25 protein-coding genes, 1 tRNA gene and 1 pseudogene are annotated in these 25,306 nt (G+C 57.2%); 16 read left to right on the forward strand and 11 right to left on the reverse strand.

Going from position 1 to position 25,306, the window contains the following annotated elements; translation table 11 throughout:
• The first annotated feature begins 80 nt into the window (after positions 1 to 80).
• The 6 genes from E1748_RS27090 to E1748_RS27115 all read left to right on the forward strand — a co-directional run bounded on the left by E1748_RS27090 (position 81) and on the right by E1748_RS27115 (position 8,153).
• Positions 81 to 896, forward strand: coding sequence for a sulfotransferase family protein (locus E1748_RS27090; protein WP_133650324.1), 816 nt, complete (start codon positions 81 to 83; stop codon positions 894 to 896).
• A 49-nt stretch (positions 897 to 945) separates the two neighbouring features.
• Positions 946 to 3,084 carry a type I secretion system permease/ATPase gene (locus E1748_RS27095; protein ID WP_276324143.1) on the forward strand — a complete coding sequence of 713 codons (2,139 nt, stop codon included), beginning with the start codon at positions 946 to 948 and terminating at the stop codon, positions 3,082 to 3,084.
• A 5-nt stretch (positions 3,085 to 3,089) separates the two neighbouring features.
• The gene (locus E1748_RS27100; protein ID WP_133650325.1) at positions 3,090 to 4,508 is read left to right on the forward strand and encodes an HlyD family type I secretion periplasmic adaptor subunit; all 1,419 of its coding nucleotides are present in this window, start codon (positions 3,090 to 3,092) and stop codon (positions 4,506 to 4,508) included.
• Positions 4,498 to 5,952 (forward strand): TolC family protein, encoded by a 1,455-nt coding sequence (locus tag E1748_RS27105; RefSeq protein ID WP_240766811.1) that lies wholly within the window; start codon positions 4,498 to 4,500, stop codon positions 5,950 to 5,952. The genes E1748_RS27100 and E1748_RS27105 overlap by 11 nt, the downstream gene beginning before the upstream one ends.
• A 198-nt stretch (positions 5,953 to 6,150) precedes the next feature.
• The gene (locus E1748_RS27110; protein WP_133650326.1) at positions 6,151 to 6,819 is read left to right on the forward strand and encodes a tetratricopeptide repeat protein; all 669 of its coding nucleotides are present in this window, start codon (positions 6,151 to 6,153) and stop codon (positions 6,817 to 6,819) included.
• 182 nt (positions 6,820 to 7,001) lie between these two features.
• Complete coding sequence (locus E1748_RS27115; protein WP_166653637.1) at positions 7,002 to 8,153, forward strand: aspartyl protease family protein; 1,152 nt, start codon at positions 7,002 to 7,004, stop codon at positions 8,151 to 8,153.
• Positions 8,154 to 8,364: 211 nt separating this feature from the next.
• Here E1748_RS27115 and E1748_RS27120 read toward each other — a convergent pair whose 3' ends face one another.
• The 5 genes and pseudogenes from E1748_RS27120 to E1748_RS27140 form a co-directional block, all read right to left on the reverse strand.
• Positions 8,365 to 8,865 carry a hypothetical protein gene (locus E1748_RS27120; RefSeq protein ID WP_133650328.1) on the reverse strand — a complete coding sequence of 167 codons (501 nt, stop codon included), beginning with the start codon at positions 8,863 to 8,865 and terminating at the stop codon, positions 8,365 to 8,367.
• 143 nt (positions 8,866 to 9,008) lie between these two features.
• A complete protein-coding gene (locus E1748_RS27125; RefSeq protein WP_133650329.1) occupies positions 9,009 to 9,272 on the reverse strand; it encodes a hypothetical protein in 264 nt (87 codons plus the stop codon).
• A gap of 47 nt (positions 9,273 to 9,319) precedes the next feature.
• The gene (locus E1748_RS27130; RefSeq protein WP_133650330.1) at positions 9,320 to 10,510 is read right to left on the reverse strand and encodes a hypothetical protein; all 1,191 of its coding nucleotides are present in this window, start codon (positions 10,508 to 10,510) and stop codon (positions 9,320 to 9,322) included.
• 33 nt (positions 10,511 to 10,543) lie between these two features.
• Positions 10,544 to 10,864: pseudogene (locus tag E1748_RS27135) on the reverse strand (hypothetical protein); the annotation flags it as partial.
• Positions 10,865 to 11,032: 168 nt separating this feature from the next.
• A complete protein-coding gene (locus tag E1748_RS27140; RefSeq protein ID WP_133650332.1) occupies positions 11,033 to 11,497 on the reverse strand; it encodes an Lrp/AsnC family transcriptional regulator in 465 nt (154 codons plus the stop codon).
• Between the two features lie 137 nt (positions 11,498 to 11,634).
• Here E1748_RS27140 and E1748_RS27145 point away from each other — a divergent pair, with 137 nt between their 5' ends.
• From E1748_RS27145 to E1748_RS27190, 10 genes are all read left to right on the forward strand, one after another.
• The gene (locus E1748_RS27145; protein ID WP_133650333.1) at positions 11,635 to 12,669 is read left to right on the forward strand and encodes a histone deacetylase family protein; all 1,035 of its coding nucleotides are present in this window, start codon (positions 11,635 to 11,637) and stop codon (positions 12,667 to 12,669) included.
• A complete protein-coding gene (locus E1748_RS27150) occupies positions 12,666 to 13,853 on the forward strand; it encodes a branched-chain amino acid ABC transporter substrate-binding protein (protein WP_133650334.1) in 1,188 nt (395 codons plus the stop codon). The genes E1748_RS27145 and E1748_RS27150 overlap by 4 nt, the downstream gene beginning before the upstream one ends.
• Before the next feature lie 38 nt (positions 13,854 to 13,891).
• Positions 13,892 to 14,668, forward strand: a complete 777-nt coding sequence (locus E1748_RS27155) for a 2OG-Fe dioxygenase family protein (protein WP_133650335.1) — start codon at positions 13,892 to 13,894, stop codon at positions 14,666 to 14,668.
• A complete protein-coding gene (locus tag E1748_RS27160) occupies positions 14,668 to 15,591 on the forward strand; it encodes a LysO family transporter (protein WP_240766813.1) in 924 nt (307 codons plus the stop codon). The genes E1748_RS27155 and E1748_RS27160 overlap by 1 nt, the downstream gene beginning before the upstream one ends.
• A gap of 2 nt (positions 15,592 to 15,593) precedes the next feature.
• Positions 15,594 to 15,809, forward strand: a complete 216-nt coding sequence (locus E1748_RS27165; RefSeq protein WP_133650336.1) for a hypothetical protein — start codon at positions 15,594 to 15,596, stop codon at positions 15,807 to 15,809.
• Between the two features lie 71 nt (positions 15,810 to 15,880).
• Entirely contained in the window at positions 15,881 to 17,128 is a 1,248-nt protein-coding gene (locus E1748_RS27170) for an MFS transporter (RefSeq protein ID WP_133650337.1), read from the forward strand.
• A 55-nt stretch (positions 17,129 to 17,183) separates the two neighbouring features.
• Entirely contained in the window at positions 17,184 to 17,612 is a 429-nt protein-coding gene (locus tag E1748_RS27175; RefSeq protein WP_133650338.1) for a VOC family protein, read from the forward strand.
• Positions 17,613 to 17,618: 6 nt separating this feature from the next.
• A complete protein-coding gene (locus E1748_RS27180; protein ID WP_133650339.1) occupies positions 17,619 to 18,503 on the forward strand; it encodes an NAD(P)-dependent oxidoreductase in 885 nt (294 codons plus the stop codon).
• Positions 18,496 to 19,299 carry a hypothetical protein gene (locus E1748_RS27185; protein WP_133650340.1) on the forward strand — a complete coding sequence of 268 codons (804 nt, stop codon included), beginning with the start codon at positions 18,496 to 18,498 and terminating at the stop codon, positions 19,297 to 19,299. Before E1748_RS27180 ends, E1748_RS27185 begins: the two co-directional genes overlap by 8 nt.
• Before the next feature lie 10 nt (positions 19,300 to 19,309).
• On the forward strand, positions 19,310 to 20,584 hold the full coding sequence (locus E1748_RS27190) for an ATP-grasp domain-containing protein (protein WP_133650341.1): 1,275 nt from the start codon (positions 19,310 to 19,312) through the stop codon (positions 20,582 to 20,584).
• A gap of 280 nt (positions 20,585 to 20,864) precedes the next feature.
• On the opposite strand, the gene E1748_RS27195 is transcribed toward E1748_RS27190, so the two are convergent.
• The 6 genes from E1748_RS27195 to tolR form a co-directional block, all read right to left on the reverse strand.
• A tRNA-Lys gene (locus E1748_RS27195) sits at positions 20,865 to 20,940 on the reverse strand.
• 212 nt (positions 20,941 to 21,152) lie between these two features.
• The gene (gene ybgF, locus E1748_RS27200) at positions 21,153 to 21,902 is read right to left on the reverse strand and encodes a tol-pal system protein YbgF (protein WP_133650342.1); all 750 of its coding nucleotides are present in this window, start codon (positions 21,900 to 21,902) and stop codon (positions 21,153 to 21,155) included.
• Positions 21,903 to 21,923: 21 nt separating this feature from the next.
• Positions 21,924 to 22,433: a peptidoglycan-associated lipoprotein Pal gene (pal, locus tag E1748_RS27205; protein ID WP_133650343.1), complete on the reverse strand. Its 510-nt coding sequence runs from the start codon at positions 22,431 to 22,433 to the stop codon at positions 21,924 to 21,926.
• Positions 22,434 to 22,452: 19 nt separating this feature from the next.
• Complete coding sequence (gene tolB / locus E1748_RS27210) at positions 22,453 to 23,745, reverse strand: Tol-Pal system beta propeller repeat protein TolB (protein ID WP_133650344.1); 1,293 nt, start codon at positions 23,743 to 23,745, stop codon at positions 22,453 to 22,455.
• 116 nt (positions 23,746 to 23,861) lie between these two features.
• Positions 23,862 to 24,860, reverse strand: coding sequence for a cell envelope integrity protein TolA (gene tolA / locus E1748_RS27215; protein WP_133650345.1), 999 nt, complete (start codon positions 24,858 to 24,860; stop codon positions 23,862 to 23,864).
• Positions 24,857 to 25,300 carry a protein TolR gene (tolR, locus tag E1748_RS27220; RefSeq protein WP_133650346.1) on the reverse strand — a complete coding sequence of 148 codons (444 nt, stop codon included), beginning with the start codon at positions 25,298 to 25,300 and terminating at the stop codon, positions 24,857 to 24,859. Before tolR ends, tolA begins: the two co-directional genes overlap by 4 nt.
• Between the last annotated feature and the right edge of the window lie 6 nt (positions 25,301 to 25,306).

Raw genomic sequence — 25,306 nt, forward strand, 5'->3', positions numbered from 1 at the left:
TTCGGCCACCTCACTCCGCAGGCGATGACGCTCTGTCGCCTGCGGAACGTGAGGCTTAAAGTTTAAATACAAGAGATTCAATGATCACGCGACTGCACTTAATTTCCGGGTTGCCCCGTTCCGGGTCGACGTTGCTCTGCGCATTACTTCGTCAGAACCCCCGTTTTTCCGCTGCGATGACCAGCCCTGTGGCCCTGCTGTGCGGGACCGTCCATGGAAAGATGTGTGGTGGAGAGTTCAGCACGTTCTTTGACGACGGCAAGCGCACGAATATTTTGCGAGGAATATTCGACTCTTACTATCCCGGTGTTGGTGCCGATCAAGTCATCTTTGATACCAATCGAACATGGACTGGTCGAGCGTCGTTGCTCGCCGCTTTGTATCCTCAGGCACGTATTATCTGCTGCGTCAGGGAGGTTGGCTGGATTATCGATAGCGTGGAAACCATGTTGGCAAAAAACCCACTCCAGCTATCGAGAATGTTCAACTTCCAGCCCGGCAGCTCCGTGTACGCACGTGCAGAATCGTTGATGGAGACAGAGCGTGGTCTGATTGGACATCCGTGGAGTACGCTCCGTGAGGCTTGGTTTGGGGTCGAGGCAAAACGCCTCATCCTGATTTCCTACGATCGCTTGGTTCGTGAACCCGAGAACATCTTGAGGTCCCTCTATCATGAAATCGATGAGGCTTGGTTCGAGCACGATTTTGAGAATGTGGTGTACGACGAGCCCGACTACGATGCTCACCTCGGCATGCCCGGTTTGCACAAGGTAAGAAGCAAGGTCGAGTACCAATCTAGAAAGCCCTGCATTCCGCCTGACCTCTTCGCGAAATACGCTGGAACCAACTTCTGGGATAAACCAGAACTCAATACGCGGAAGGTAAAGTTACTTTGAACTACGACATGGGCGATCAGCCCACTGGGCTTCGATAGAGGTACAGCAAGTGAACGCCCCCGAGAAGAACGAAGAATTTGTGCAAACGCCGGTCGATCCCGCATTGGCCTGTCTCGTCGTCATCGCAAGGTTCCACGGTATCGCTACCGACGCTGCACAGCTACGTCACGCTGCAGCGCGTGGGGGGCAGCCCTTCGATGCTGACGCACTGGTCCTGTGCGCCCGCTCGATTGGTTTGAAGGCCCGTCTCGTTCCCTTGCGGACAGATCGGCTTGATCGCTCGCCACTACCAGTGCTCTGCCTAGACAAGGCCGGGAACCATTTCATCATTGCACGCCGGGAGGGCGAATCTGTCCTGTCCTTCGAAGCCGGTTCGACTAAACCCACGCTGGTGCCGATAGAGGAGATTACCCGTCGCTCCACCGGGTACATGATCGTGTTCGCTTCCCGTGCATCTCTCACGGGAGAGTTGGCAAAATTCGATTTCTCATGGTTCATTCCTGCGGTCGTCAAGTACCGGCGACTGTTGCTGGAAGTCCTGACAATCTCGTTTGTCCTGCAGATCTTCGGACTGGTGACCCCGCTCATGTTCCAGGTGGTCATGGACAAGGTGCTGGTCAACCGGACCTACAACACGCTCGCTGTGGTTGGCATCACGCTGTTTCTCAGCTCAACCTTTGAGGTGACACTCACTGCGCTACGAAACTACATCTTCTCGCACACGACGAACCGGATCGACGTTGAGCTTGGCGCACGACTCTTTAAACATCTGATCGCCCTGCCGTTGCCTTATTTCGGAGTGCGGCGTGTGGGCGACACGATCGCACGGGTACGGGAACTCGAGAGCATCCGGAATTTCCTGACAGGCCAGGCACTGACAGCGGTCATCGATCTGTTCTTCTCGATCGTATTCATCGCGGTCATGTGTTTCTACAGTGTCTGGCTGACGATCGTGGTTGTGCTTTCGCTTCCGCTCTACGCAGGTGTCTCGGCTGCCCTCATCCCGGCTTTGCGCTACCGGCTCAACGAAAAATTTTCACGTGGTGCTGACAATCAATCGTTTCTCGTCGAGACGGTGTCCGGTGTGGAAACGGTGAAGTCGATGTCGGTCGAGCCGCAGTTCACTAAAAAATGGGAAATGCAACTGGCGGCATACGTTGCGTCGGGTTTTCGTGTCACTCAACTCGGTAACGTCGGTCAGCAACTGATCCAGTACATCGGCAAGCTCGTTTCACTCGGCACGCTCCTGCTCGGTGCCAAACTTGTGATCGACGGCAAGCTGACGATTGGCGAGTTGATTGCGTTCAACATGATGTCGCAGCGCGTTGCAGCGCCGGTCCTACGACTCGCCCAGCTCTGGCAGGATTTCCAGCAGGTAGGCATCTCGATGAGCCGGCTGGGCGACATCCTGAATACACGAACCGAACTGCGTCAGAGCAGCCAGCCAATGCCTGCCATCAAGGGGGAAGTTCAGTTCGAGCACGTGCGTTTCAGATACCGCCCGGATGGACAGCCCATCCTTGATGACGTGTCGCTCGATATCCGTGCTGGTCAGGTGATCGGCATCGTCGGCCGGTCTGGATCCGGCAAGAGCACGCTTACCAAGCTCCTGCAACGTCTTTACGTTCCCGAGCACGGCGCGGTACGCATCGACGGGGTGGACCTGGCGCTAGCTGATCCATCCTGGCTCAGACGGCACATCGGCGTCGTGCTTCAAGAGAACTATCTGTTCAACCGGTCGGTCCGTGAGAATATTGCGCTCGCCGATCCCGGGGCGCCGATGGCGGCCGTCGTACACGCCGCAAAACTGGCGGGTGCACACGATTTCATCAGCGAGCTTCCGCAAGCCTACGACACTGCCATAGAAGAGCACGGCGGAAATCTATCTGGGGGACAACGCCAGCGTATCGCCATTGCACGTGCGCTATTGACCAATCCCCGTATCCTCATTTTCGATGAGGCGACCAGTGCTCTCGATTTTGAAACCGAACGTGTGATACAGAACAATATGAAGTCGATCTGCGCCGGCCGCACGGTGATCATCATCGCCCATCGGCTCAGTACCGTGCGCCACGCGAATCAGATCCTTGCGATGGACAAAGGACACATCATCGAACGCGGCACGCACGAAACGTTGCTGGCGGCTGGCGGCTACTACGCACATCTTCTTTCCTTGCAGAACGGGTGATATCGATGTTGCTTCGCCTGCACGTATTACTCGATCTGCTGCGCCGGTACCGAACCGTCTGGAGTGCAGCATGGAACATTCGCCGTCAACTGGATGGTCCCGCCAGGCTTGAATATGAACTTGCCTTTCAGCCGGCGCATCTTGAGCTGGTCGAAACGCCGGTGCATCCCGCTCCCCGGTGGACGGCTCGACTGATCATTTTGCTGGTTGCGCTGGCTATTCTGGTTGCCTGCGTTGCCAGACTCGATATCGTCGCATCGGCGAAAGGAAAACTCGTTCCCGATGCCAGAGTGAAAGTTGTTCAACCCGCAATGACAGGCGTCGTTCGGGAGATCGCTGTTCAGGATGGTCAACGGGTAAAGGCAGGCGATCTCCTGGTGAGACTCGACACCACCCAGGCTGCAGCAGACGAGGATAAAGCCAGATCGTCCAGACTGGATGCGGCATTTGCCGCCGCCCGGTCGCAGGCGCTGCTGACCGCCTTGCAGGCGGGTCGGGAACCGGAAGTCGTCAGAGTTGATGGCGCGTCCCCTGGGCGCCAGGAAGAGGCGCAACACCTCGTTGACGGAATGTATCGTGAATACGAGGACAAGTTGAATTCCGCAAGGGACGAACTCGCAAAGCGGGAAGCAGAGCTCGACAGTACACGGCAGGAGATCGCCAAGCTTGCCGCAACGGCTCCCCTCGCCCGTAGCCAGGCCAATGACTACAAGGCGCTGGCCGCCGACAAATACGTGGCGAAGAATGACTACATCGACAAGGAACAGACGGCGTTGGAGCAAGAGCATGAACTCGATGCCCAGCGTAGCCACGCCCATGAACTGTCGGCGGGGATAGCGGAGCAACAGGCAGACATTGCGCAGACCATCTCGCAGTTTCGCCGGGAACAGCTCGATGCGCTGGAGAAGGCAAATGAGCAGCTCACCCAGAGCAGCAACGACGAAACCAAGGCTCATACCCGAAGAGAATTGCTCAGTCTGACCGCGCCGGTTAGCGGCACGATCCAGCAGCTCGCCACACATACGCTCGGTGGTGTCGTAACGACTGCGCAGGCACTGATGGAGATCGTGCCGGACGACGCACTGGAGGTTGAGGCGACTGTCGAGAACAAGGATGTGGGTTTCCTGAAGATCGGCCAGCGTGCAGCGGTCAAACTTGATGCTTTTCCCTATAGCCGATACGGAATGCTTGAAGGAACGGTTGTTGATCTATCCAACGATGCTGTACAGGACAGGAAGCTCGGCCTCGCTTTCACTGTTCGCATTCGACTGACATCCAACCGGATGTGGATCGATAACCGGTGGATATCGCTTACGCCGGGTATGACCGTGAAGGCGGAGATCAAGACTGGTAGACAAACGGTTGCACAGTATCTGTTAGGCCCACTAGTTGAAGGCGCTCAGGAGAGCATGCGTGAGCGCTAGAGTTTTGTATTGGTTACCCGTGCTTGCAATCGGTGTGGTGTCGACATGTTCGACGCTCGCATATGGCTTCGATCCATTGCGCGCTGAACAGACGATCTCGCCGAATGCTGCTGCTGGCCTCGTCACGACAGTTGATCCATGTGAATCCGGTCCTCTCAGCGAGCCGCTGACATTGGACGATGCGGTTGCGCGTGCGTTGTGCCGTAACCCGAAAACCCGTGAAGCATGGGCTGACGTCAAGGCTCAGGCGGCTGCGGTTGGCGTGGCACGAGCATCGTACCTGCCGACTATCACTGGAAACTGGCAGGGCGTTCGGGACAATTCCGTCACGGATATTACGGGGCATCCCGAGCTGAGTTCGAACTACGCTGCGACGGTGCGTTCGGAAGGCGTGTCGCTCAACTGGCTTCTGTACGATTTCGGAGGGCGGGAGGCGGCACTCAGGAATGCATCATCGCTACTGGAGGCGGCGCAGGCTACGCAAAATGCGACATTACAGGCGACGTTCGCCACGGTTGCCAAAGATTATTACTCGGCCCAGGCGGCTCGTGCGGCGCTGGATGCGGCTCGGGACATCGAGGAGATGACAAGGCAAAGTGCCACGGTAGCGCAGGCCAGGGTCGACAGGGGGGCTGCCCCCGTCACCGATGCGTTGCAGGCACAGAGCCAGCATGAACAGGCGATACTGAGTCTCGCCAAGGCCCGGAGTGACGCCCAGTCGTCGATCGGTGCGGTGGCGGTAGACATGGGCTACGACCCCACCGTTATTACCGAAGTGCCTGCTGTGACGGATACTGTGATTCCGGGCAGGATTTTTACGCAAGCTCTTGCACAGTTGATCGAAGAGGTGAAGCGGACTCACCCCAGCGTCGTAGCCGCAGAAGCGCAATATGATGCTGCCGTAGCGAAAGCTGCTCAGGTACGTGCGCAGGGGTTGCCAAGTATCAGTCTCACGGGGAAATACAGCCGGGACAACCAGCCTCAAAGCCTGGGGCTCGGACTTCCAACCTTTCCGTCCAGCGGTCACGACGCCTATATCGGCATTCAGGTTTCCATTCCGATCTTCGAAGGATTCGGACGAAACTATCAGATTGATCAGGCACAGGCCGAAGCAGAACGGCAACTGGATACGCTCGAAGAAACCCGGCTCAAGGTCGCACTGGACGTCTGGGATAGCTATCATGCCCTGGAAGCCGCGTCGGAAAGCTCAGCTCACAGCAGCGCTCTGCTGGATATCTCCCAGCAGGCCTATATCGCAGCCGAACACCGTTATAGCGTTGGCGTCGGTAACATCCTCGAACTGCTTAATACGCAGACGACTCTCGCCAATGCGAAGGAACGCCGGATTCAGACGTTGACCGAATGGGACAATGCCCGGATTGATCTCGCGTCGAAGCTGGGACGCCTCGATCTATCGTTCACTGCAACGGCAGGAACAAATTGAATGACTCTCTGGAAATCATGTCTGGCCTCTCCGCATGTTTCTTTTGCCGAGCATGTTGCAGTCGAAGCTAGCAATCTCGATATGCGCTACACAACTATATTTTGTACTCCATAAGTATGATCATGAAATACTCTAGGGCTGCAATCTTGATTGCCGTTGGTATAACGACAGGTTCTGCCTTTGCAGAGGACAGACCCATTGCGGCCTCAACAGCATCGGCCCAGCCTGCTTCCATGTCTGGTCAAACAGACAGGGGAATGGCTCAAGGAGGGATCGCAACTGGCTAAAGCAGGGAATCACGAAGAGGCGGTAGCCTACTTCGACAGGATCATCGATGCATATGGGAAGCAATATGATGACAAGGGTACAAGATACTACAGTGCCCATTGGCAGATTGAGAGCTTGATGTATCTCGTTTCGTCTGCCAATGCGCATGTCAAAGCCGTGGTTGCGCCAGGAACATGGGCTTATGCCTGGTACCTGAAATCCTACGCATTGACCGGACTTGGGCGGCAGGCGGACGCGAAAGCAGCGATTCAACGGGCGGTGGACCTGTCACCTCGCAACGCGCAGTTTCTTGAAGAATGGGGAACGCTGCTCGAACTGGAAAAGAACTGGCCGCAGGCGATGAAAACATTTCAGGACGCCAAGGATGATGCCCGTCAGTTTTCGCCGCCAGATGTCAAGAACGCAGAGCTGGGGCGGGCATGGCGAGGTCAGGCGTATGTCGATGTCGAACTGAACAGGCTGGACGAGGCAGAGGCGCTGTACCAACAATGTCTGCAACTCGATCCTCACGACGCGCGTGCTGCCGCCGAGCTTCAGGGGCTACGCCGACAACGTGCGGCAACAGGCAGTAGTCAATAGAAATGAAAAGATCGCACTCACCCCGATGCTGCGAGGAACACACGTTGACGGCAATAACGGGTCTGCAGTTGCGTTGCAATACAGGCGCTCATGGCATCTGTGATCGGCGCCGGCTGGAGGAGCGAAGATGGCGGTCGATCCGGATACAACCCGTCTCGATCCCTGGGCGCGTTCGCCTCGGAATGGCGAAACGACTGGAATTCCTGCGGGACGTTTCCCTGGCGGGCATCATGTGGATTTGCTGTTCACCTTTCGCCAGTGCGCAGATGGTCGAAACGCATCCCGATCCCTCATGCCAGCTAACAAAGAATGCGCAGGTCCAGATGACCGTGCGCAGCGGGCACTACGTCATTCCGGTCGAGATCGGTGGCCATGTGTATCCGATGGTACTCGGTATCGGTTCCGACAGAACCGCTTTCACGCCCGAAGCGATCCAGACGCTCGGGCTGGCCGAGGATAGCCGGCGTGCCAGCGTCGTCGCAGGGCTCGGGACGGGCTCCACCTCTGAATACCCCCGTATTCTTCCTTCCCTCAGGTTTGGCGGTTCGGAGTGGGTCGATCTGCCTGTACTTCCCATGCAATCGATACCGGATGGTCCACCGGGTGCGGGTGAGCGACCAGTTGGGCTGCTCGGAGCTGACGTCCTGTCCCGTTTTGATCTGGATGTCGATTTCGTCAACAGGTCGATGAGCCTGTATACGGCTCAGGGATGCGTCGGACAGTTTTTACCCTGGCAGGGCCGGTACTTTGAATACGCGACCCGACCGGTGCCTGGCTCCAGGCACCGGTTTGTCATTCCAGTGCAACTGAATGGCGTGTCGCTCAATGCGTTGCTGAGCACCGGCACGGCGCGGTCGGCACTGAAACGCGAGGATCAGCCGAATGTGGGTGGCGTGAGCACCGGTTCGCCAAACAAAAACATCCCCAACGGAGCCTCCGGTTACGCAGGTTCTGGTGCGGTAGTGGATCGATACCGTTTTGAGAGCTTCCGGATTGGCCCGGCTACGTACCACAACGTTTTACTAAGGGTCAGCGATACCGTTCCCGAAGGCGAGGACATTGCTCTGGGTCTGGACTTCATGCACTCCCGACGGATCTGGTTTCCCCGATCGTCGGAGCAGGTGTTCATGCAGCCGTCGACTGATCGTCGCGATGTTCCGATACCTTCCGAAATCATTCAGCCAGGAACGTCTGGATCGATCCCGGACGGGGATGACCCCGAAAGCCTTGATGCAATGATACGGAGTCGCCCCGAACTGTCGACCCATAGCCACATGACCTATTATCCGAATGTTCGGGTGATACAGCGGGCACGGTTGCAGCCGCCTCCCTGAGCGGCTATCGGACAGCAGGTTGCTCGTCGAACGAAGTCGAAGTCGTGTTTATGCCGGGTCATCGACACGTTTCTGGTTGGGAGCTTACTGATAAGTGAATAGAAACAGACGCGTTTCGAAGTGCCTGTTGCTGCCTCTGCCTCAGGCGGTAGCTCGCAGGCGGGCACTTGAACATCATCTCGCCCTGGTTTCGTTGCAAGCAGGTGAATCGTCATCTGGCGTATTCGCCAGGCTGATGCGGGCACTCTACCTTGCGTACTTCGTTCATGAGTCGACGATCGGGCGTACAGAACTGGATGACTTCCGGGAAGCTGAAGCGTTTCTTCATCGGTGCCTTGCACGGTCCGGCGAAGACAAACGCTGTGAAATCAACGCAGCAGATACGGACGTTCTTCAGCGGGTTCCGGCGATTCACGATCGTCAGCTTGACACATCGCCGGCCCGGATCTTTGTTGCAGCGGACAGGAGAATGGACCGGTTCCTGACCAGCAATGATGCGCTTTCCCCGATTGCTGGCAGCAGCTTGACGGAGTTGCGCGATGTCACTGATTGATCGTTTGCTCGCCAGAACGCCGAAGCGGATGCTTCGTTTAAACTCAAAGTGGTTGTGCGGGTGTGGCTTGCCGATGACGGGTGTCGGTGCTGCCGTTTTCCCTGGGCGCTTGCCCCGTCGTCCGGTCAGTCGGCTCACGATCGACGTGTCGCCTTTCATAGAATCTGGTTTGACGTAACCGTCTCGTAGTTTTTCATACTGTATATAAGAAAATGCTCGATACCGGAGAGGCTTGCCAGTCAACGGTTTCCCGGATTCAGTTGCCCACGAAATTTCAAAACTCGTGGGCGAAAATCACCTCGTCACTGCAACATCAGTTCGATCTTGATGCGTTTGAATGAGCCACATTTCAGCCCCGGATCGGTCTTTCCGTAACTCTGCCAGTCAACAGTCAGCCCTTGGCAACACTCGTTCTGGTGAAAGAAAACGTATGTTTCGCACACCTGCCTCGGCATCGGTTCATCGTCGGCCCACAAATCTTCGGGTGGCGCATCGACGAAGGGAACTGCCTGGTCTGGCGGTAGCGCTCGAAGTCGATCCACTTGCCGTTTGAGGATCAAGATCATCTCATCGCAATTCCAGGTCGAGGGCAGGATGGGATTCGTGTTGTCCGTCACCTCACGCCCCGGCTGATCTGCTTGCCGTATGTGATCCCCAAGGGTTCAAGAAGCTCACGTAGCAACGCCAGACCCGCTTGGGTCACCTTGGCGCGTGCGTTGACGCCGCCACGTTGTCGCTGAGCATCGCGCTTCGCTTTGAGTGCGCCGATTTTTTGCCCCACGGTCTGATACTCCCGGTCGCTTCCCGCAAGCGCCTTGAACGCGTCACCAAGTTGCCCGTCTCGGGTAAGCGCAGCCGATAGGCCGTGCACATCGATTTCGCCCCTCGCCAGTTCCCTCAATTTTTCAACGAGCACGATCAGCTTGTTTGTTTTCTCCGCTTCGACCTTGGCCCATTCAGGAAAACGGTCACGTGCATACTGTGCCGAGAGCCAGGGCGACATCTCACCAAAAAGTCTACGAACCTTATACAAATTGATCTTCTTCACCGCAACGGGATCATCCAGGGCAAAACCACTCATGAAGATTGCTGCAAGTTCTGTCTCAAATTCCCGCTCAAGCCGGGCGTCGTCGGAACGCCAGTTGCTCCTGTGCTCCTCAGTGAATGCATCCAGTTTAACCATCGTGCCAAGCGTGCCGGTCCTGCCGTACTCCGTACTGGCTTCGACGATTGCATCGTTATAGGCGCACTTTGCTTCAACGCGAGCTACCTTGACAATCTCTGCCTGTTCCTTGTCGATCATCGGCGCAACTTCACACTGCACGACCTCAAAATTCTGGATCGCATTGTCCCGCACGAGAATGCTCAGTGCCGTACTGCTGTCCTGTTCGACCGGGCGGAGTAGTTTGTATGTCGTACGGTCCAACTGAAGGTGCTCTTCAAGGTAGCCGGTTAGCGTTGCTTCTTCCAGCAGACGTACTCGCACTTCCTCCCGCAGGTTGTCGCTGCCAGGGACCTTGAATTCAGCATCGGCCCGAACGTTGCCATAGATTCTCACGGAACACGGACGATCCCGACGATTTGCACGGTTAACGGTTTGAATGATCTGATTCGTATCTGCGTCTACATGATCAAACCGGGTCCACAGAATGTCAGGCTCCCGAACGAAGTTGAGGCCGAGTCCGAAGAGCGGGCTGGAAATCAGGATCGGCAGCGTACTGGTTCGGGCGGGCCTCGATTTCTTCAGCCGTATTCTCAGGCCGTGACACAATGACGGCCTGATCCCGCAATCCAAATCTCTCAACGAGAAGCCTGTACATCCCCATCTTCGATGTATTCAGAAGCATGACAAGTCTTGTCTTGGAAGCGATTCGCCAGCATCGAGCTTCTGTCTGAACCCCTGGAGCAGAGCAGCGAGATCGGAGTCGAAATGCTTCGTCAGCCGGATTTCGAGCGGGTTGCACTTGAACACTACGAACTCGTAGCAACAAGAGTCCGGTTCGGTCAACGTGCCGAGCGGCGGCATATCGATGGTGTTGACTGGCAACAACGTAGCAGCAGACGCTCCCGTTTTAGCGGCCAGCTCCGCCACAAACCGCCGTCGCCACTTGAACACCATGTTGTCGTTCAGGCCGTGTTCCCGTGCAATGCGTGAGACGGATGCCCCAGGCCATAGTCAGCTCGACGATCGATCGCCGGTACTCGTTCGTGAAGTTCGGCCGCTTCGCGGCCGCCTTCAGCGCGTCGTCAGAAGTGAGGCCTTGATACGCTTTGCATTGTACCGGCGGATATTCATTCATCTGGCTTTGTTGATCGTCCATAGGCTCTAGTAAATCGGCAACTGCGCGGTCGCCTTTATCTCCTGAAGGGAAAGGTGCGAGTTCAGGGTCACAATTCCCGGCAAGCTAGAAAAGATGTCAGTAAAGAGGTGGCCATATTCGGCAAGATCTTTCGCGACAATCTGGACAAGATAGTCTGCATCGCCGCTGACCTTGTGACAGCTAAGAACATTCCGATGAGCTGCAAGCTGTGCTTCGATCCGAGTTAATACCTTTTCCGCGTGTTCCGTGACAGTGATGTGCACGAAAGCTAAAACCCCCAGTCCTAGCAACTTCCGACTTACCACTGCCTGATAGCCTTCAATGTAGCCTTCTGCTTCTAGCCGTCTTTGGCGTCGCCAGCTGGGCGATTCACTTAGCGAAAGTTTCTCCGCAAGTTTGCCACCCGTCATGCGTCCGTCCGTTTGCAGGAGACGAAGCATGTCTTGATCGATATGGTCGAGTTTCTGCATGAAAAAATCTTTCTCTTACGGGAAGAATTGCACGGGAATTCTCCAGAATACTAGCTCCAACCCGCGCATTTTTGCAAAGTAATTTCTGTGACGTATCGCTAGACTGATGCTACTCAATGCGGGGATGGCGACCACAGATGATCACGATATACAGCGAAGCTCACGCGTCGCACTGCGACACATATGAGGTTATGAACGGAGAACTGACTCCGTGCTTTGAGACTCCACAACGCGCCTTTTCAATTGTCAAGGAATTAAAGTTTTGCGGGCTGAGCGATATACGTCTTCCCGATTCACACGGCATATCTTCTTATGCCAGCGTGCACGACGAGGCATACGTTCGCTTTCTTTCCGACGCGTGGAAACAGTGGTCCGACGCCGGCCGCAGAGGGTCGGCATTGCCGCTTGTGTGGCCTGTTCGGGGAAATGTCACGGCGCCTCCCGATTCGATTGACGGTCGTCTCGGCTACTACTCAATGGACACGTGTGCTCCTATAACAGCCGGCACATGGGAAGCCGTCTGCGCAAGTGCTGACACGGCGTTGACCGGAGCAGGATATCTCGAGCGTGGCCATCGGGCCGCATTCGCGCTTTGTCGTCCACCTGGTCATCACGCCAGCCGGGACTGCATGGGCGGCTACTGTTATCTCAACAATGCGGCTCTCGCAGCTCAGAAGCTGATTGATGGAGGAGCGCATCGCATCGCCATACTTGATGTCGACTATCACCACGGCAATGGCACTCAACATATTTTCTACGATCGGGCAGACGTGCTGTTCGTGTCGCTCCACGCGGATACTCGTGTCTCATATCCATACTTTTCAGGACGCAAAGAAGAAGTAGGTAATGGGATCGGTTACGGGTTCAACAAGAACTACCCGTTGCCGCACGGCGTCTCCTGGGGCGTCTATGGAGATGTCCTCGCAAACGCCTGTTCTGAGATTGAGCGATATGCGCCGGATGCACTCGTTGTTTCCTTGGGCGTCGACACGCATGAGGATGACCCAATAGGACGCTTTCGCCTTCAGGAGGGAAATTACCTGCGTATGGGCGAGATCATTGGTCGTCTCGATATACCGACGCTGCTGGTTATGGAGGGGGGATATCTCATTGAGAAGATGGCTAGCAATGTAGTGTCGGTCGTAGCATCTTTCGATGGGGTAAAAGCATGAAAGCCATACAACGTCTCCACCGCAATTTCACCGTTACAGCACAGTGGGTGAAATTCACGATCACGGCCCTGGCTGTCTTTACATTCCATCGGTCGTATGCCGCGGACGAAGTCGTCGTCAAAGTCGGCGTGGCCACGACGCTCACCGGAGTTGCGGCACATTTGGGAAAGGACGAAGAAAACGGCGCGCGTTTAGCAGTCGAGGATATCAATCGCGACGGCATTATGGTCGGCCCGCGTCGGGTAAGACTGGAGTTAGTCTCCGAAGACGACGCTGGCGATCCTCGTCTGGCAACCACCGCAGCCCAGCGTCTCGTTGATGAAAACGTGGTCGCCGTGGTTGGCCACATGAACTCCGGCACATCCATCCCGGCGGCACGCGTCTACGCCCAGGCGCACGTCGCCCAGGTTTCGCCGTCTGCAACCAATCCGGTGTTCACCCATCAGGGGTTTGCCACAACCTTCAGGGTAGTTGCGACGGACGAGTCGCAAGGCCCAGCACTTGCCGAGTATGCGTCCAATGCCCTGCGCATTCGAAGCGTTGCCATCATTGACGATTCATCGGCATACGGCGTTGGCCTTGCAGATAGCTTCGAGCGATCTGCAAAACTACGTGGAATCCGGGTCCTGTCCCACGATGCGGCGAGCGACCACACCGTCGACTTCCGGGCAGTCCTCACCCGGCTCAAGGCTGAACGGCCTGATGCTCTGGTGTTTGGCGGCATGGACGAAACAGGCGCTCTACTCGTTCGCCAGGCCGCTGCGCTGTCTTTGAACATTCCGATCGTAGCCGGCGATGGGATATGTGGGGACGATTTCCCCAAGCTTGCGGGCCCCGCTGCGAACCAAGTCGTCTGCTCGATCGCGGGTGCCGCGTTGAGCGGCTTGCCTAGCGGAAAGGCGTTCGAGCTCAGATATCAGAAACGGTTTGGCGAGCCGATACTCGGGTATGCCGCCTTCGCATACGACGCTGTGCGCGTGATCGCCGCCGCCATCGTCAAAGCCGGATCCGTCGAGCGTCCCGCAGTGCTGGCTGCGCTACACACCACCGACTATGCGGGAGTGACTGGGCGAATTCGCTTTGACAGCAACGGCGACATACATGATCCCGTCATCGCGGTGTACGGCTATCAGGGTATGGACAAGATTCTGAAGGCCCAGCTTTCTCCACCCATCATTCATTAGATCGCATTTTCCCTCAAATACTCAAAAGACCAACCAGCATGATTCAAGAAAAAACAATTCGCGCCCATCTTCAGGCAAATGGCTTTGCGCACTATCAACCAGCCATCGACTGCGACGATGACGATCGTCGCATACTCAATGAAGAATTTCTCTCACTGGAATCAGACGAATTCGCACCGCCCGGTGTACATCGCTTTCGCCGCTATGGAAACGGAATCATCATTCCCTGGGCCGAAAGGGAAGAAGTCTTCTGGATCCCGCCGGTGACCAGCGCAAACGTGTGTCGTGCCGGTTACGATCAAGGCGGCAACAATCCCGAGCATCGGAACATCCGCTACTTCAACGCGTTGAGCGACGTATGCAAGGCAAGCCGCATTCTTCAGCGGCTCATTCTCGACGATTTTTCGCATACCTTCTGGCAACACGTTGGCCAGGAATTCCCGATCTACTTCGGCGTGCACTTTGTAAAAATCCAGGCACACGATAGTCAAGAGCTTGGTATCAGTTCGCCCAATTGTTTTCACCAGGATGGCGAACCGTTTACGTTTGCTCACCTGGTTCATCGCTCAGGTTCAACCGGCGGCGGCGTCAACTATATCGGCAAGCCATCGATTCGTGACCTCTCGCTCTATGAGGTCCAGGCTGACGATATCGTTGCCCAATTTACCTTGAATGGCTTTTTGGAGAGTTTCGCGGTTTTCGATCCGGCCGTTTGTCACTACGTCGATCCCGTGCGCAAGGCCAGCAACAGCGACGCGATAGCGGAGCGCTGCATCATCCTCATCGATTTCTCTCAAACGAGGCAGAACATCTAATGCAAACGCTCACGATGGCCGTTCTTCCGATACTCATTGCGCTGGCAGTGGGTTATGCCACCGGACGGATCATCAACTCCGGAGCCCGGACCAGTCTGGCCCGGCTGATCACGCCACTCGTATGGCTTCTCCTCTTTTCGATCGGGTACCAGTTTGGTGACGTCCTTGGAAGAGCGAGTGAGGCGAGGCACGCAATCATGCTCGCGCTCCTGCTTGCCGTTCTGACGACGGCATTTCCTTGGCTATTGATTGTTCTCGCGCACCGTCCTGACGTAACGCTCGTTCGGACCGTGAATCGGGAGCGCGTGAAATCTGATGCGGTTCTAAAACCAATTAAGGAATGCGCTATAGCACTTCTGATGGTCGTGAGCGGCGTGTTGATCAGCTTTGTCAAATTACCCGTGTTTCTGTCGGGCGTGCCGCTTCCTTCTACCAATCAGCTTCTTTATACGTTGATCTGGCTGGTGGGTGTCGATCTGGTAGGAATCACTGTCAGCAGGAAATGGCTCTCGGTCAGAACGCTCGCGATCCCTGCCCTCGTCGTACTTGGATCACTGGCGGGAGGGGTAATCGCTTCAATGGTGGGCGGGCAACCACTAAAAGTTGCGCTTGCGCTGTCAAGCGGCTTCGGGTGGTTCACCTTGTCAGGCGTGCTGATGGCCAAGTACATGGGGAATACGTACGGCACGATAGCATTACTCACGGACCTGTTTCGGGAATTGCTTGCAATCGTACTCCTGTACAGCCTGGGGGCGCGATTTTCTCAGCCCTGTATTGGCGCGAGTGGTGCAACGGCTCTGGATTCGACACTTCCGATTATCAAGCAGACATGTCGGGCGACTGAGGTTCCGACCGCGCTCGTCAGCGGTCTCATCCTGACGCTAATCGCCCCATTTCTGATCACTCTTTTCTTGATGAGATGACTATGCAGAGCATCGAAAACAATACCGTTGTCCGACTGCGTGCAAGCGGTCTGCGTATGACGGTGAAGACACAGAACCCGGATGCAGCCAGGTTTGGGAAGGATTTTGTGTTCTGCGAGAGCGTCGTAAAAGGTAAACACGAGCACGGTTACTTCCGGCGCGATCAGCTCGTGGTGCTACGTCACAGTGTCGAGCAGGTAATGTCCGATTTCACTTAGATTTCAATCTCCGGCGTATCCGAAAGGAAGCGAGATGTGTCGGAAGACGAACAGTCCAGTAGGGGAGAAAAATGGGCCCGATCACTACGTCGCCCAGTCAGAGTGTTATCGCTAATGAGCCCGGACGTCGAGCCGAAGCCGCTTATTGGCTGTTGTGGCTTGCGATGCTATCGACCACTACCGGCTCGATGCTCTTGCTGCTCGGGCTCGCATCAATCCTGTACGTGGAGCGTGGTTCTTCCTTGGCCGCCGGCGTCGTGTTCATCAGTCAGTGGCTGCTCCCCATTTTCCTGGTCGGATGGTTGGGGCGACTTGGTCGATTCCGACAGCCTGTCCGCGTGCTGGCATGCCTCGAGTTCTTTCAACTGGTTATGCTGTTGCCGGTTGCGAGCAATCTTCTTGTGGTCGCTTTCGTCGGACTGGTAGCTCGTGGCGTACTGGAGGCAATAGCCCGCTCGCTCAGAAGTACGGCACTGAAGCTTTACATTCCTGCCAGTCGTCTCGAGAAAGCGGCCACGCTTTTCAATGCGTCCCAATACCTCGGTGTCGCGGCAGGCGGTGTGTTGTCTTACGCAGGCATCAAAAATCTGGACGTCCATGTATTGATTGGAGTTGCAGCAGGGTGTCATGTGTTGAGTCTTGCGATGTATCTGGCCTGCCCACGCTTGCTTTCGACGCGCTCGATAGAGTCGCGCGAAGCACGCGTTGGCGTGTGGAGAAACGCGGTTCGAGAGATCAGGATTAACCCGACACTTAGGCAATCAATTGTTCAACTGACGCTTTACACTGCGATCTTGCAAGGTTTCCACACCGTCGCACGCGCCGCGCTGCCGGTCGCATTGCTGGATGGCGGCGTCAAAAGCGGATTGCTGCTACAAGCCGGCATCGGGCCGGTCATCCTGATCGCGCTAGCTCTGTACGGCTATCTCGTTAAGCGCGACGTGCCTAGGACTACTTTGGCACAAATGACTCTGATTATCGCAGGCTCATGCGTAACCATATTGCCGCTCAGCAGAAACATGGCCTCTGGTTTCATCACATACTGGATTTTTTTCTTCTGTTTCGAACTGGCCTACACCAAGCTGAGCAATGACGTTCTGCTGTCGGTTGACCGTCGTGTCGTAGCGGATGTCAGTATGGTTTACAATTCCATTGTGACAGCCTGCCTTGCCGTGTCCGTAATGATAATCGGCTTCGTAGCCGATAGAATCGGATTTAAAGATGTTTGTTTTGTCGTTGGCGGTGCCGCAATAATATCTGCACTGTGTTCGGTATTTATCTTACGGCGCGGCGAGTCTGACGTTACTACTCCCGATTAGGGGTTTCAAGATTCCTTATCTGGATTTTTTCAAATACAATCCATAAAAATTTATCATGAAATTCGATCATGTCGGCATTCAGGTGCGGCAACTGGATACGTGTATTTCTTGGTACAAGGCCGTCTTCAACGCAGCGCAAAATTGGACGTTGACCGAATTTTCTCATCTCACATTACGTAGGCTTCCCGGCATTACCGTTCTGACGGAAATCCAGTCCGATGAAATCAAGCTGCATTTGTTCGAACGCAGCGAGCTAACCTTATCAGGCGACCGGATCACGAAGTTTCAGCACATTGCGATCAATGTCGCGCGGGAAGCACGACTTGAAGAACTCCAGCAGCTCGCGTCGGTGGCAAACAAACGATTTGGACTACTGAGCGAAATCAGCGAAATCGTGTGGGACAAGAACGGCGTTGGGAGTCTGTATCTCGCTGATCCGGAAGGGAACGAGTTTGAAATTACGCATTCCCGCGAGCGGAGCTGACTGACAATGTTCAATCAAATCTTCATTACCGACGATGTCTACCTGAGCGACCACGCGTTACGCGAGGTCTGTTCGCTGAGCACAATGCCCTTGCTATACCAGTCGAGTGCCGGCGGTCGGCTCGACGGCTGCGACGCGATCCTCGCCAGCTGGGGTGCAACGCTGGATGCTCCGTTCTTTGCCCAGTTCGGTGCACTGCGTTATGTTGGTTTGCGCTGCACCTCCACCGGGAAGGTCGACGTGGACTTCCTTAACCGGCGAAACGTTCCCTGGACCAATCTGGGCCGATATGGCGACTTTGGCACCTGCGAATTTGTGATTCAGCAATTGCTCAACATCACGCGAACGCACGCAGCAAACACCTTGAGCGTTAGCCAGCGCGAGCTTCGCGGAAAGACGCTCGGCATCATCGGCTTCGGCGGGGTAGGCCAGCTCGTGGGCGAAGCCGCACTCGGTCTCGGGATGCAAGTGTTCGTTGCTACCCGCGGTGGCCGACCTGAGAGCATGCGAGACTCACTGACCCGGTGCCGCTTCGGTTCAATCGACGAAGTGGTGGCAGCCGCCGATTTCATCTCGATCCACACGCCGGCCTATACGCCCGTTCTGTCTCGCGACGTCCTGATGCGCGCCAGGCGTGAGGTCGTAATGACTGTCACGACACTCGGGCTACCGTTTCTGCTGGACGATATCGCGGCGTTTCTGCTCGCGGAACCCACGCGGCAAGTGGTCTGCGACCTTTGCGCGGCCAGTCATCTTTCACCAGATGAGTTGCCGGAGAACTTCGATGTCGTGCAGGTCTACTCGGCCCGCACGCACGAGTCTGTCGAACGCGCAGAGCGTGAACTCGTCGATAACCTGCGGTATCACGCAGGAGGTTTTGCTCATGCATGAGACGAGAGCGGGGCGTGTGCTGTTCCTGCCGGCCATCGTCATGTCAGGCACCGCGTCAGAGCCTGGCTACCAATGGCAACCCGACAGTCCTCTGGTGTGGGCAGAGGACCGCACGGAAAGCGCGCGCTTTTTCGAAGTTGATGCGGACTGGAATCGGTGGACTCTGTCGCATCACATTTCCTTTTTGCTATGGGTACTCAGTAGCAATGAAATCGACGACATCGTTGCGAACTCGCCGGATGCCACTGAGCGGTTGCAGCGAGTTGCATTATGCACGAACGCCTATGGCTCGATGCTCCGATACGCACGGTTGATCGGCCCGGAGAACTATGCCCGTTCAGTTCGCCCGATCATGAGCCAGTTCTACCCCGGGTTCTCGGCGACCTGGTCTGCAGATTACCAGATCTACAAGCGGCGGATCCTGCGGCTGCTGAAATCGCCAGATCCGCACGCACCTGGCACGGTGAAGAAGCCATTCATGGACTCATTGCACGATCATCTGTCTACCGCGAAGGCGCTAGTGCCCAAAGGTCCATCGCTCCTGCGGAGCATCGAGAATGCGCATGGCAATGAAGCCTCGGCGAGCAGCCTCGAACACTTCGTATATGACTCGCTGTTTCTGGTCAACCGCACCGCGCTGAGCCGTGGTGGTCTGATCACACAACTGCGTGCACGCGTCCGGACGCTTAGCGACGATCCGTTGTTGGAAATGGACGACGCGTCCAACGACAGCATTCTCGCCGCCGTTGGCCGCGCGCTCACAGCGCTCGATCAACAACCCGAACCCACCGCATGAACTACCTGTCATGAACCATCAACCCAGTATTGTCACTACACAACACAGGTGCGTAGTCATCGTCGATGCGCTGTCTACTGGGCGCTATCTGCCGGCCGCGTTTACTTCGTTAGGCTATCCATGCATCCACGTGAAGAACACCGTGGAGTGTAATCCTTACTTCGACAAGACATTCTCCCCTTCTTTGTTCTCGGCGCTGATCGAGTATCGTGGCTCCGTCGACGAAATTGTCGCTGAGCTGCGAGAGCGCGAAATCGTCGCGGTGATCGCTGGCTCTGAGCCCGGCGTCGAACTCGCGATCGAATTGGGCAGGCGGTTGGAGCGCCCATTGACCGATGGCCGACTGTCGGGGACGGTGTTTCGTAACAAGCTTGAGCTCTACAGGACACTCGGTTACGGCGAGCGGCTGTACATTGAGGAGGTCGTTGAGACGACGCCGATATGCATCCAGGCACTTGAGCGTTGGCTGCCCATCGTCGTGAAGCCTGTCAGTGACGCTGGATCTTCAGGGGTCAAGATCTGCGAGCGAATCGACGAGGTACACGCCGCTCTGCACTCCATTTTTTCCGCTCCCGCCCTGTTCAACGGGACAGCGGGTCAGCGGGCCGTACTCATGTCAAAGATTATGGGCGCCGAGTACATGGTCAACACGGTCACCGCCAATGGTACACATCGCGTACTCGAGGTTTGGCGCACCCAGAAGGCATTTTTCGACCGCAGCCCCGCATATGGCGTTGCGGATCTGGTGGAGCCTGGATCGCCGCAGGTCGCGCGCGTCGAGGAAATCGCTGTCGATGCGTTACGCCAACTCGGCGTGAAGAACAGCGCCGCTCATATCGAGATCATCGCGCCCGATGATGGCAGCGAGCCCGTTGTCATCGACTTCGGACTACGCCTGCAAGGACTGGTCGATCCGTCGCTCTTGCTCGCGGCGTATGGGACGACTACGATCCTCGAATCTGCGCTGGCGGCCATCGATCCGAAAGCATACGCCATCCGACCGGCACCAGCGCACCTTGCGCACTGCCGCTCGATCACTCTACATGTGCCGCGAGATGGCACCCTCAGTAAAGACGTGCGTTGGGATCTGCTCGAGTCACTGCCGGGCGTTCACTCTGTCCGCAAGGCAGTCTTGCAACGCGGTGCCTCGGTATCACGAACGAGGGACGGTTTCAGCAGTTTCGGCACCGTCTACCTGATCGGTGATGAGTCGCAGGTCGAGCGTGCGACCGAGGCGATCCGCCGTATCGAGCGTGATTCACCATTTTACGACTGCATCACCTGACGTGCAGTTTGCAGTTCTCGAGTGCGCGTCGATCGCAGTGCGGCGCCGCGAAATACAGACGTGTCCGGTATTTTCACAATCTGTCGAATACCGGTAAGTGCGTATTTCGGTGATGGTGATTAGCATGTTGGCTGTCCGACGGTCGCGGTTGAGGAAGTATCGTCGTTGGTATGTGGATTGAGATGAATCTGTGCCGACTCTAAATGCCTACATGGCGCCTACACGGATTCCAGAAAGCAAAAAGCCCAGCCATACAGGCTGGGCTTCGTGCTTGAATTTTTGGTAGGCCGTACGGGATTCGAACCTGTGACCAACGGATTAAAAGTCCGCTGCTCTACCAACTGAGCTAACGACCCAAAAAGAGAAGCGAGATTATATCGATACCCCTGCGAGGGTGTCAACCGCAGGGGCGCGACGCCAACAAAATCAGCAGCAAAAGAAAAGCCCGAAGCACTCTCATGCTCCGGGCTTTTCAGCGAGAGGCGCGCGTGTCGATGACGTCCGGCACTGCGCGTCGCGCGAACGTGCGGCTGCACGCCCACGCGATACAACACAACTACAAACGCAACTACTTGATCTGCGACAGCTTGCTCTGCGCCGACTGCGCGACATCCGAACCGCCGTATTGCGCGACGATCTGCTCGAGCGTCTTTTTCGCCGCGGCCTTCTGGCCTTGTTCGAGCTGGTTGTTTGCAATCGCCAGCATCGAGTCGGCTGCGCGCGGGTGCTGCGGATAATTCTTCACCACACCCTGCCACGCGGCCGTCGAGCCCTTGTAGTCGCGCAGCGCATACAACGCGTTGCCGAGCCAGAACTGCGCGGTCGGCTGATACGGGCTCTGCGGATACTTCGAGATGAAGCTGCGAAACGACGCCGCTGCATTCTTGAAGTCCCCGCTGCGGAACTGCTGCGACGCCGCGTTGAACGCATCCGTTTCGCCGGGCTGCACGGTGCCCTGTACGCCATCGACCGTCTGCTGCTGCGGCTCGAACTTCTTCAGCCGCGTATCGAGGTCGGTGTAGTAGTCCTTCTGCTGCTTCTGCAACGTGGCGAGCTGGTTCGCCATGTCCTCGTTCTGCCCACGCAGCGTCGCGATCTGCTGGTTCTGCTGATCGAGACGGTTGGACTGATCGAGGATCGTGCGCTGCGCGGCAGACAGCTGGCTCGACAGGCTATCGGTCTTCGTGCGCAGGTCCAGGATCGCCTGGCGAGCCTGGTCGTCGTCGAAGATGCCCGCGTGCGCGGGGACGGCCGCGAGCGTCGTCCCTGCCACGCAGACGGCCGCGGCGATCCGCAGCCAGGAGAAACGGTGCGTCATACGGCTCATCACCCGTTACGGTTACTGTTGGTACACGAGGTCGGCGCGGCGGTTCTGCGCCCACGATGCTTCGTCATGACCGGTCGCTTGCGGCTTTTCCTTGCCGAGGCTCACGGCTTCCATCTGCGAGTCGGGCACGCCCAGCGTCGACAGCGAACGGCGCACGGCTTCTGCACGCTTCTGGCCGAGTGCGAGGTTGTACTCGCTCGTGCCGCGTTCGTCGGTGTTACCCTGGATCAGCACGTGACGTTCCGGATGGCTCTTCAGATATTGCGCGTGTTGCTGCAGCAGCGACTGGTAGTCGTCCTTCACCGAATAGCTGTCGAAGTCGAAGTAAATGCTGCGCTTCGCGAGCGGGCTGTTCGGATCGTTCAGCGGATCGACATTGACCTGTGCAACGGCGTTCGGATTCGGTTGCGTCGAAACAGTGCCGCCCTTGTTGGCGTTGTCGTCGAGCTTCACGCCCGAATGACACGCAGCCAGAGCACCGACCATCAGGACCGCAAATGCGATACGAAGTTTGGACATCATTTTTAACTCTCCTTGTGTGTTATTGCATAAACGGGCCCCAGGACGGCTCGCGAACGCTGCCGCCCTGAACGGACAGGACCTGCCGGGTGCGACCATCGGTCGACACTGCCGCCAACACGCCACGGCCGTTCACCTGTGTGGCGTAAAGAATGTACTGACCGTTCGCCGCGAAGCTCGGCGATTCGTCATGTGTGGTGTCGGTGAGCGCCGTCGCGACGCCCGATTGCAGATCCTGCACGTAAAGCTTGAACGCGCCGCCGACGCGCGAGATGTACGCGAGCTGCTTGCCGTCCGGGCTCACGCGCGGGCTCGTATTGTAGTTGCCGGTGAACGTCACGCGTTGCGCGCCGCCGGCGTTTTCGCCCTGCGCCGGCATCTTGTAGATCTGCGGCGCGCCGCCGCGATCGCTCGTGAAGTAGATCGATTGTCCGTCGGGAGAGAACGCAGGCTCGGTATCGATCGACGTGCCTTGCGTCAAACGACGCAGTCCGCTGCCGTCCGAATTGACCGCGAAGATCTGCGTATTGCCGGTGCGCGACAGCGCGACTGCAAGCGTGCGGCCGTCAGGCGACCACGCCGGCGCGCTGTTGTTACCCTTCTGATCGGAAACGATCACGCGACGGCCCGTGGGCAGGTCGTGGATGTAGACGATCGGCTTCTTCTTTTCGAACGACACGTATGCGACCTTCGTGCCGTCGGGCGACCACGCGGGCGAGATAATCGGCTCGGGACTCGACAGCGCGATGTGCGCGTCCTGGCCGTCCGAATCGGAAATCTGCAACTGGTAGCGGCCACCGGTCTTGATCACGTACGACAGACGCGTCGCGAACACGCCGCGTGCACCCATCAGTTTTGCGTAGATGTAATCGGCCACCTTGTGCGCGCTCATCCGCAAACCGCTTTCGGGGCTCACGAGTACGAGACCGCCGAGGCTCTGCTGCTTGACGGTGTCGTACAGTTTAAAACGCACTTCATACTGACCGTTCGCGAGCCGGTTGACGCTGCCCGCGACGAACGCGTCGGCGCCCTTGGCCTTCCATCCGCCGAGGTCGACCGAGTCGGTTTCGGAGACGGGCGCACCGCCTGCATCGATATTCGTGAATTTGCCGCTGCGTTGCAGATCCTGGCGCACGATTGTGCTGATCTGCTGCGGAGAATTCGTCTCATTGGCGAAATTCGCGGTCGCGATCGGGAACTGCGTCGATCCGACGCCCGTGACGAGAACCGTAAGTTCAGCATGCGCGGCACTTCCGGCCGCGATCAGGCACGACGCCACTATCGTCCTTACACCTAGCTTGGTCAAAAAACTCATCGTCTTTTCCAAATTCCCTAAGAAGCCAATTTTCAAGCAATGGCGACAGATTAGAGACTCAAAAGTGCCGCATTCGTTCCCAGCGGCGCCGCTTGAGTCATTTTGCACATGCACGGTCAATCTGCAGGCGTCAACTTGATGTTGAAGCTCGGCGGGGTTTTCCCGTCGACGTCGCGCGGCATTGGGTCTGAGCGCCGCACAGCCCGCATCGCAGCTTCATCCCATTCGGCGTTCCCGCTGCTGCTAACTATCGTGGCACTCAATACCGTGCCGGTCGGAGAACAGCGTACGGCGATCAGGGTTGTAATCTGGTCCTTCGCGCCCGCGTAGTTCAGGTTCTGCTTCACGAGACGCTTCACCTTGTCCGCATATCCCGGCGATATTGCCGTCCCGCCGGACCCGCTGCCCGTCCCGCTCTTCGCGAGCCCGTTGCCCGTCGATCCTTCGCCGCCCGCCAGCCCCTGCATCTGCGCGAGGCGCGCACGGCGTTCCTGATCGAGTTTCTTCGCCTGCACATCGGCCTGGGCTTTCGCTTTCGCGGCCTTATCCGCGTCGGCTTTCTTCTTCGCGTCGGCCTGCGCCTGCTTCTGCTGATCTTCCTTTTGCTGCTCGAGCTGCTGCTGTTTCTGCTGTTCCGCTAGCTGCTGCTGGCGCAGCTTGTCGGCTTGCTGTTGCTTCTGCTTCGCGTCGGCGGCTTTCTGCTGCGCGAGCTGGGCGGCCTGCTGTGCCGCGAGTTGCTGCTGACGTTTCGCATCGGCCTCGGCTTCCTGCTGGGCTTGCAGTTTCTGCCGCTGCTGTTCCGCCAGTTGCGCCTGGCGCGCCGCTTCTTCCTGCTTGCGTTTCTTTTCCTGCAGCGCGATGTCCGCTTCCTCGTCGTTCACGGGCGGCGTCGGTGCAACCCGCACGGGCGGCGTCGGCACGGGCTGCGGCAGCGTCGTGTCCGGCACGGCTGTCCACAGTTCGGCCTCGGCGCCCTCGGGCGTGCTGTTTTGCCACTGGATGCCGTGATACAGGAAGTATCCGAGCAGCAGATGCATCACGATCGCAAGAGCAATAGCACGCCCCGTGCCGCGTTCTCGCGGCGGCTGGAGCGGGTAAGCGGATTCCTGTTTCATTGCGATTTGACGAGCAACCCGACGCGCTTCACGCCGCGCGCCTTCAGATCCGACATCACGTTCATCACGACTTCGTACTTCACGGTTTTGTCAGCGGCGATCACGACCGGCTGGTCCGGATGCGACTGCGCGCGATCCGTGATGAAGCCGTTCAGATCCGCCTTGGTCATGTCTTCCTGCTGCGTCGCGCCGGCGTCGTCCTTGTACTTGACGTTCATGTTGCCGTCGGCGCGGATGTTGACGACGACGGGCGGCGTCTGCTGTTGCGGCGCGGCGCCGCCGACGGTCGGCAGATTGACGATGGACGGTGCGACGAGCGGCGCGGTCACCATGAAGATGACGAGCAGCACGAGCATCACGTCGATGTACGGCACCACGTTGATGTCGGCCATCGCGCGGCGCGTACGGCTGCCGCGCATGCTGGAAGAAGAACCGGCCATGGTGGA

The sequence above is a fragment of the Paraburkholderia flava genome, assembly GCF_004359985.1.
Classification (GTDB): Bacteria; Pseudomonadota; Gammaproteobacteria; order Burkholderiales; family Burkholderiaceae; genus Paraburkholderia; species Paraburkholderia flava.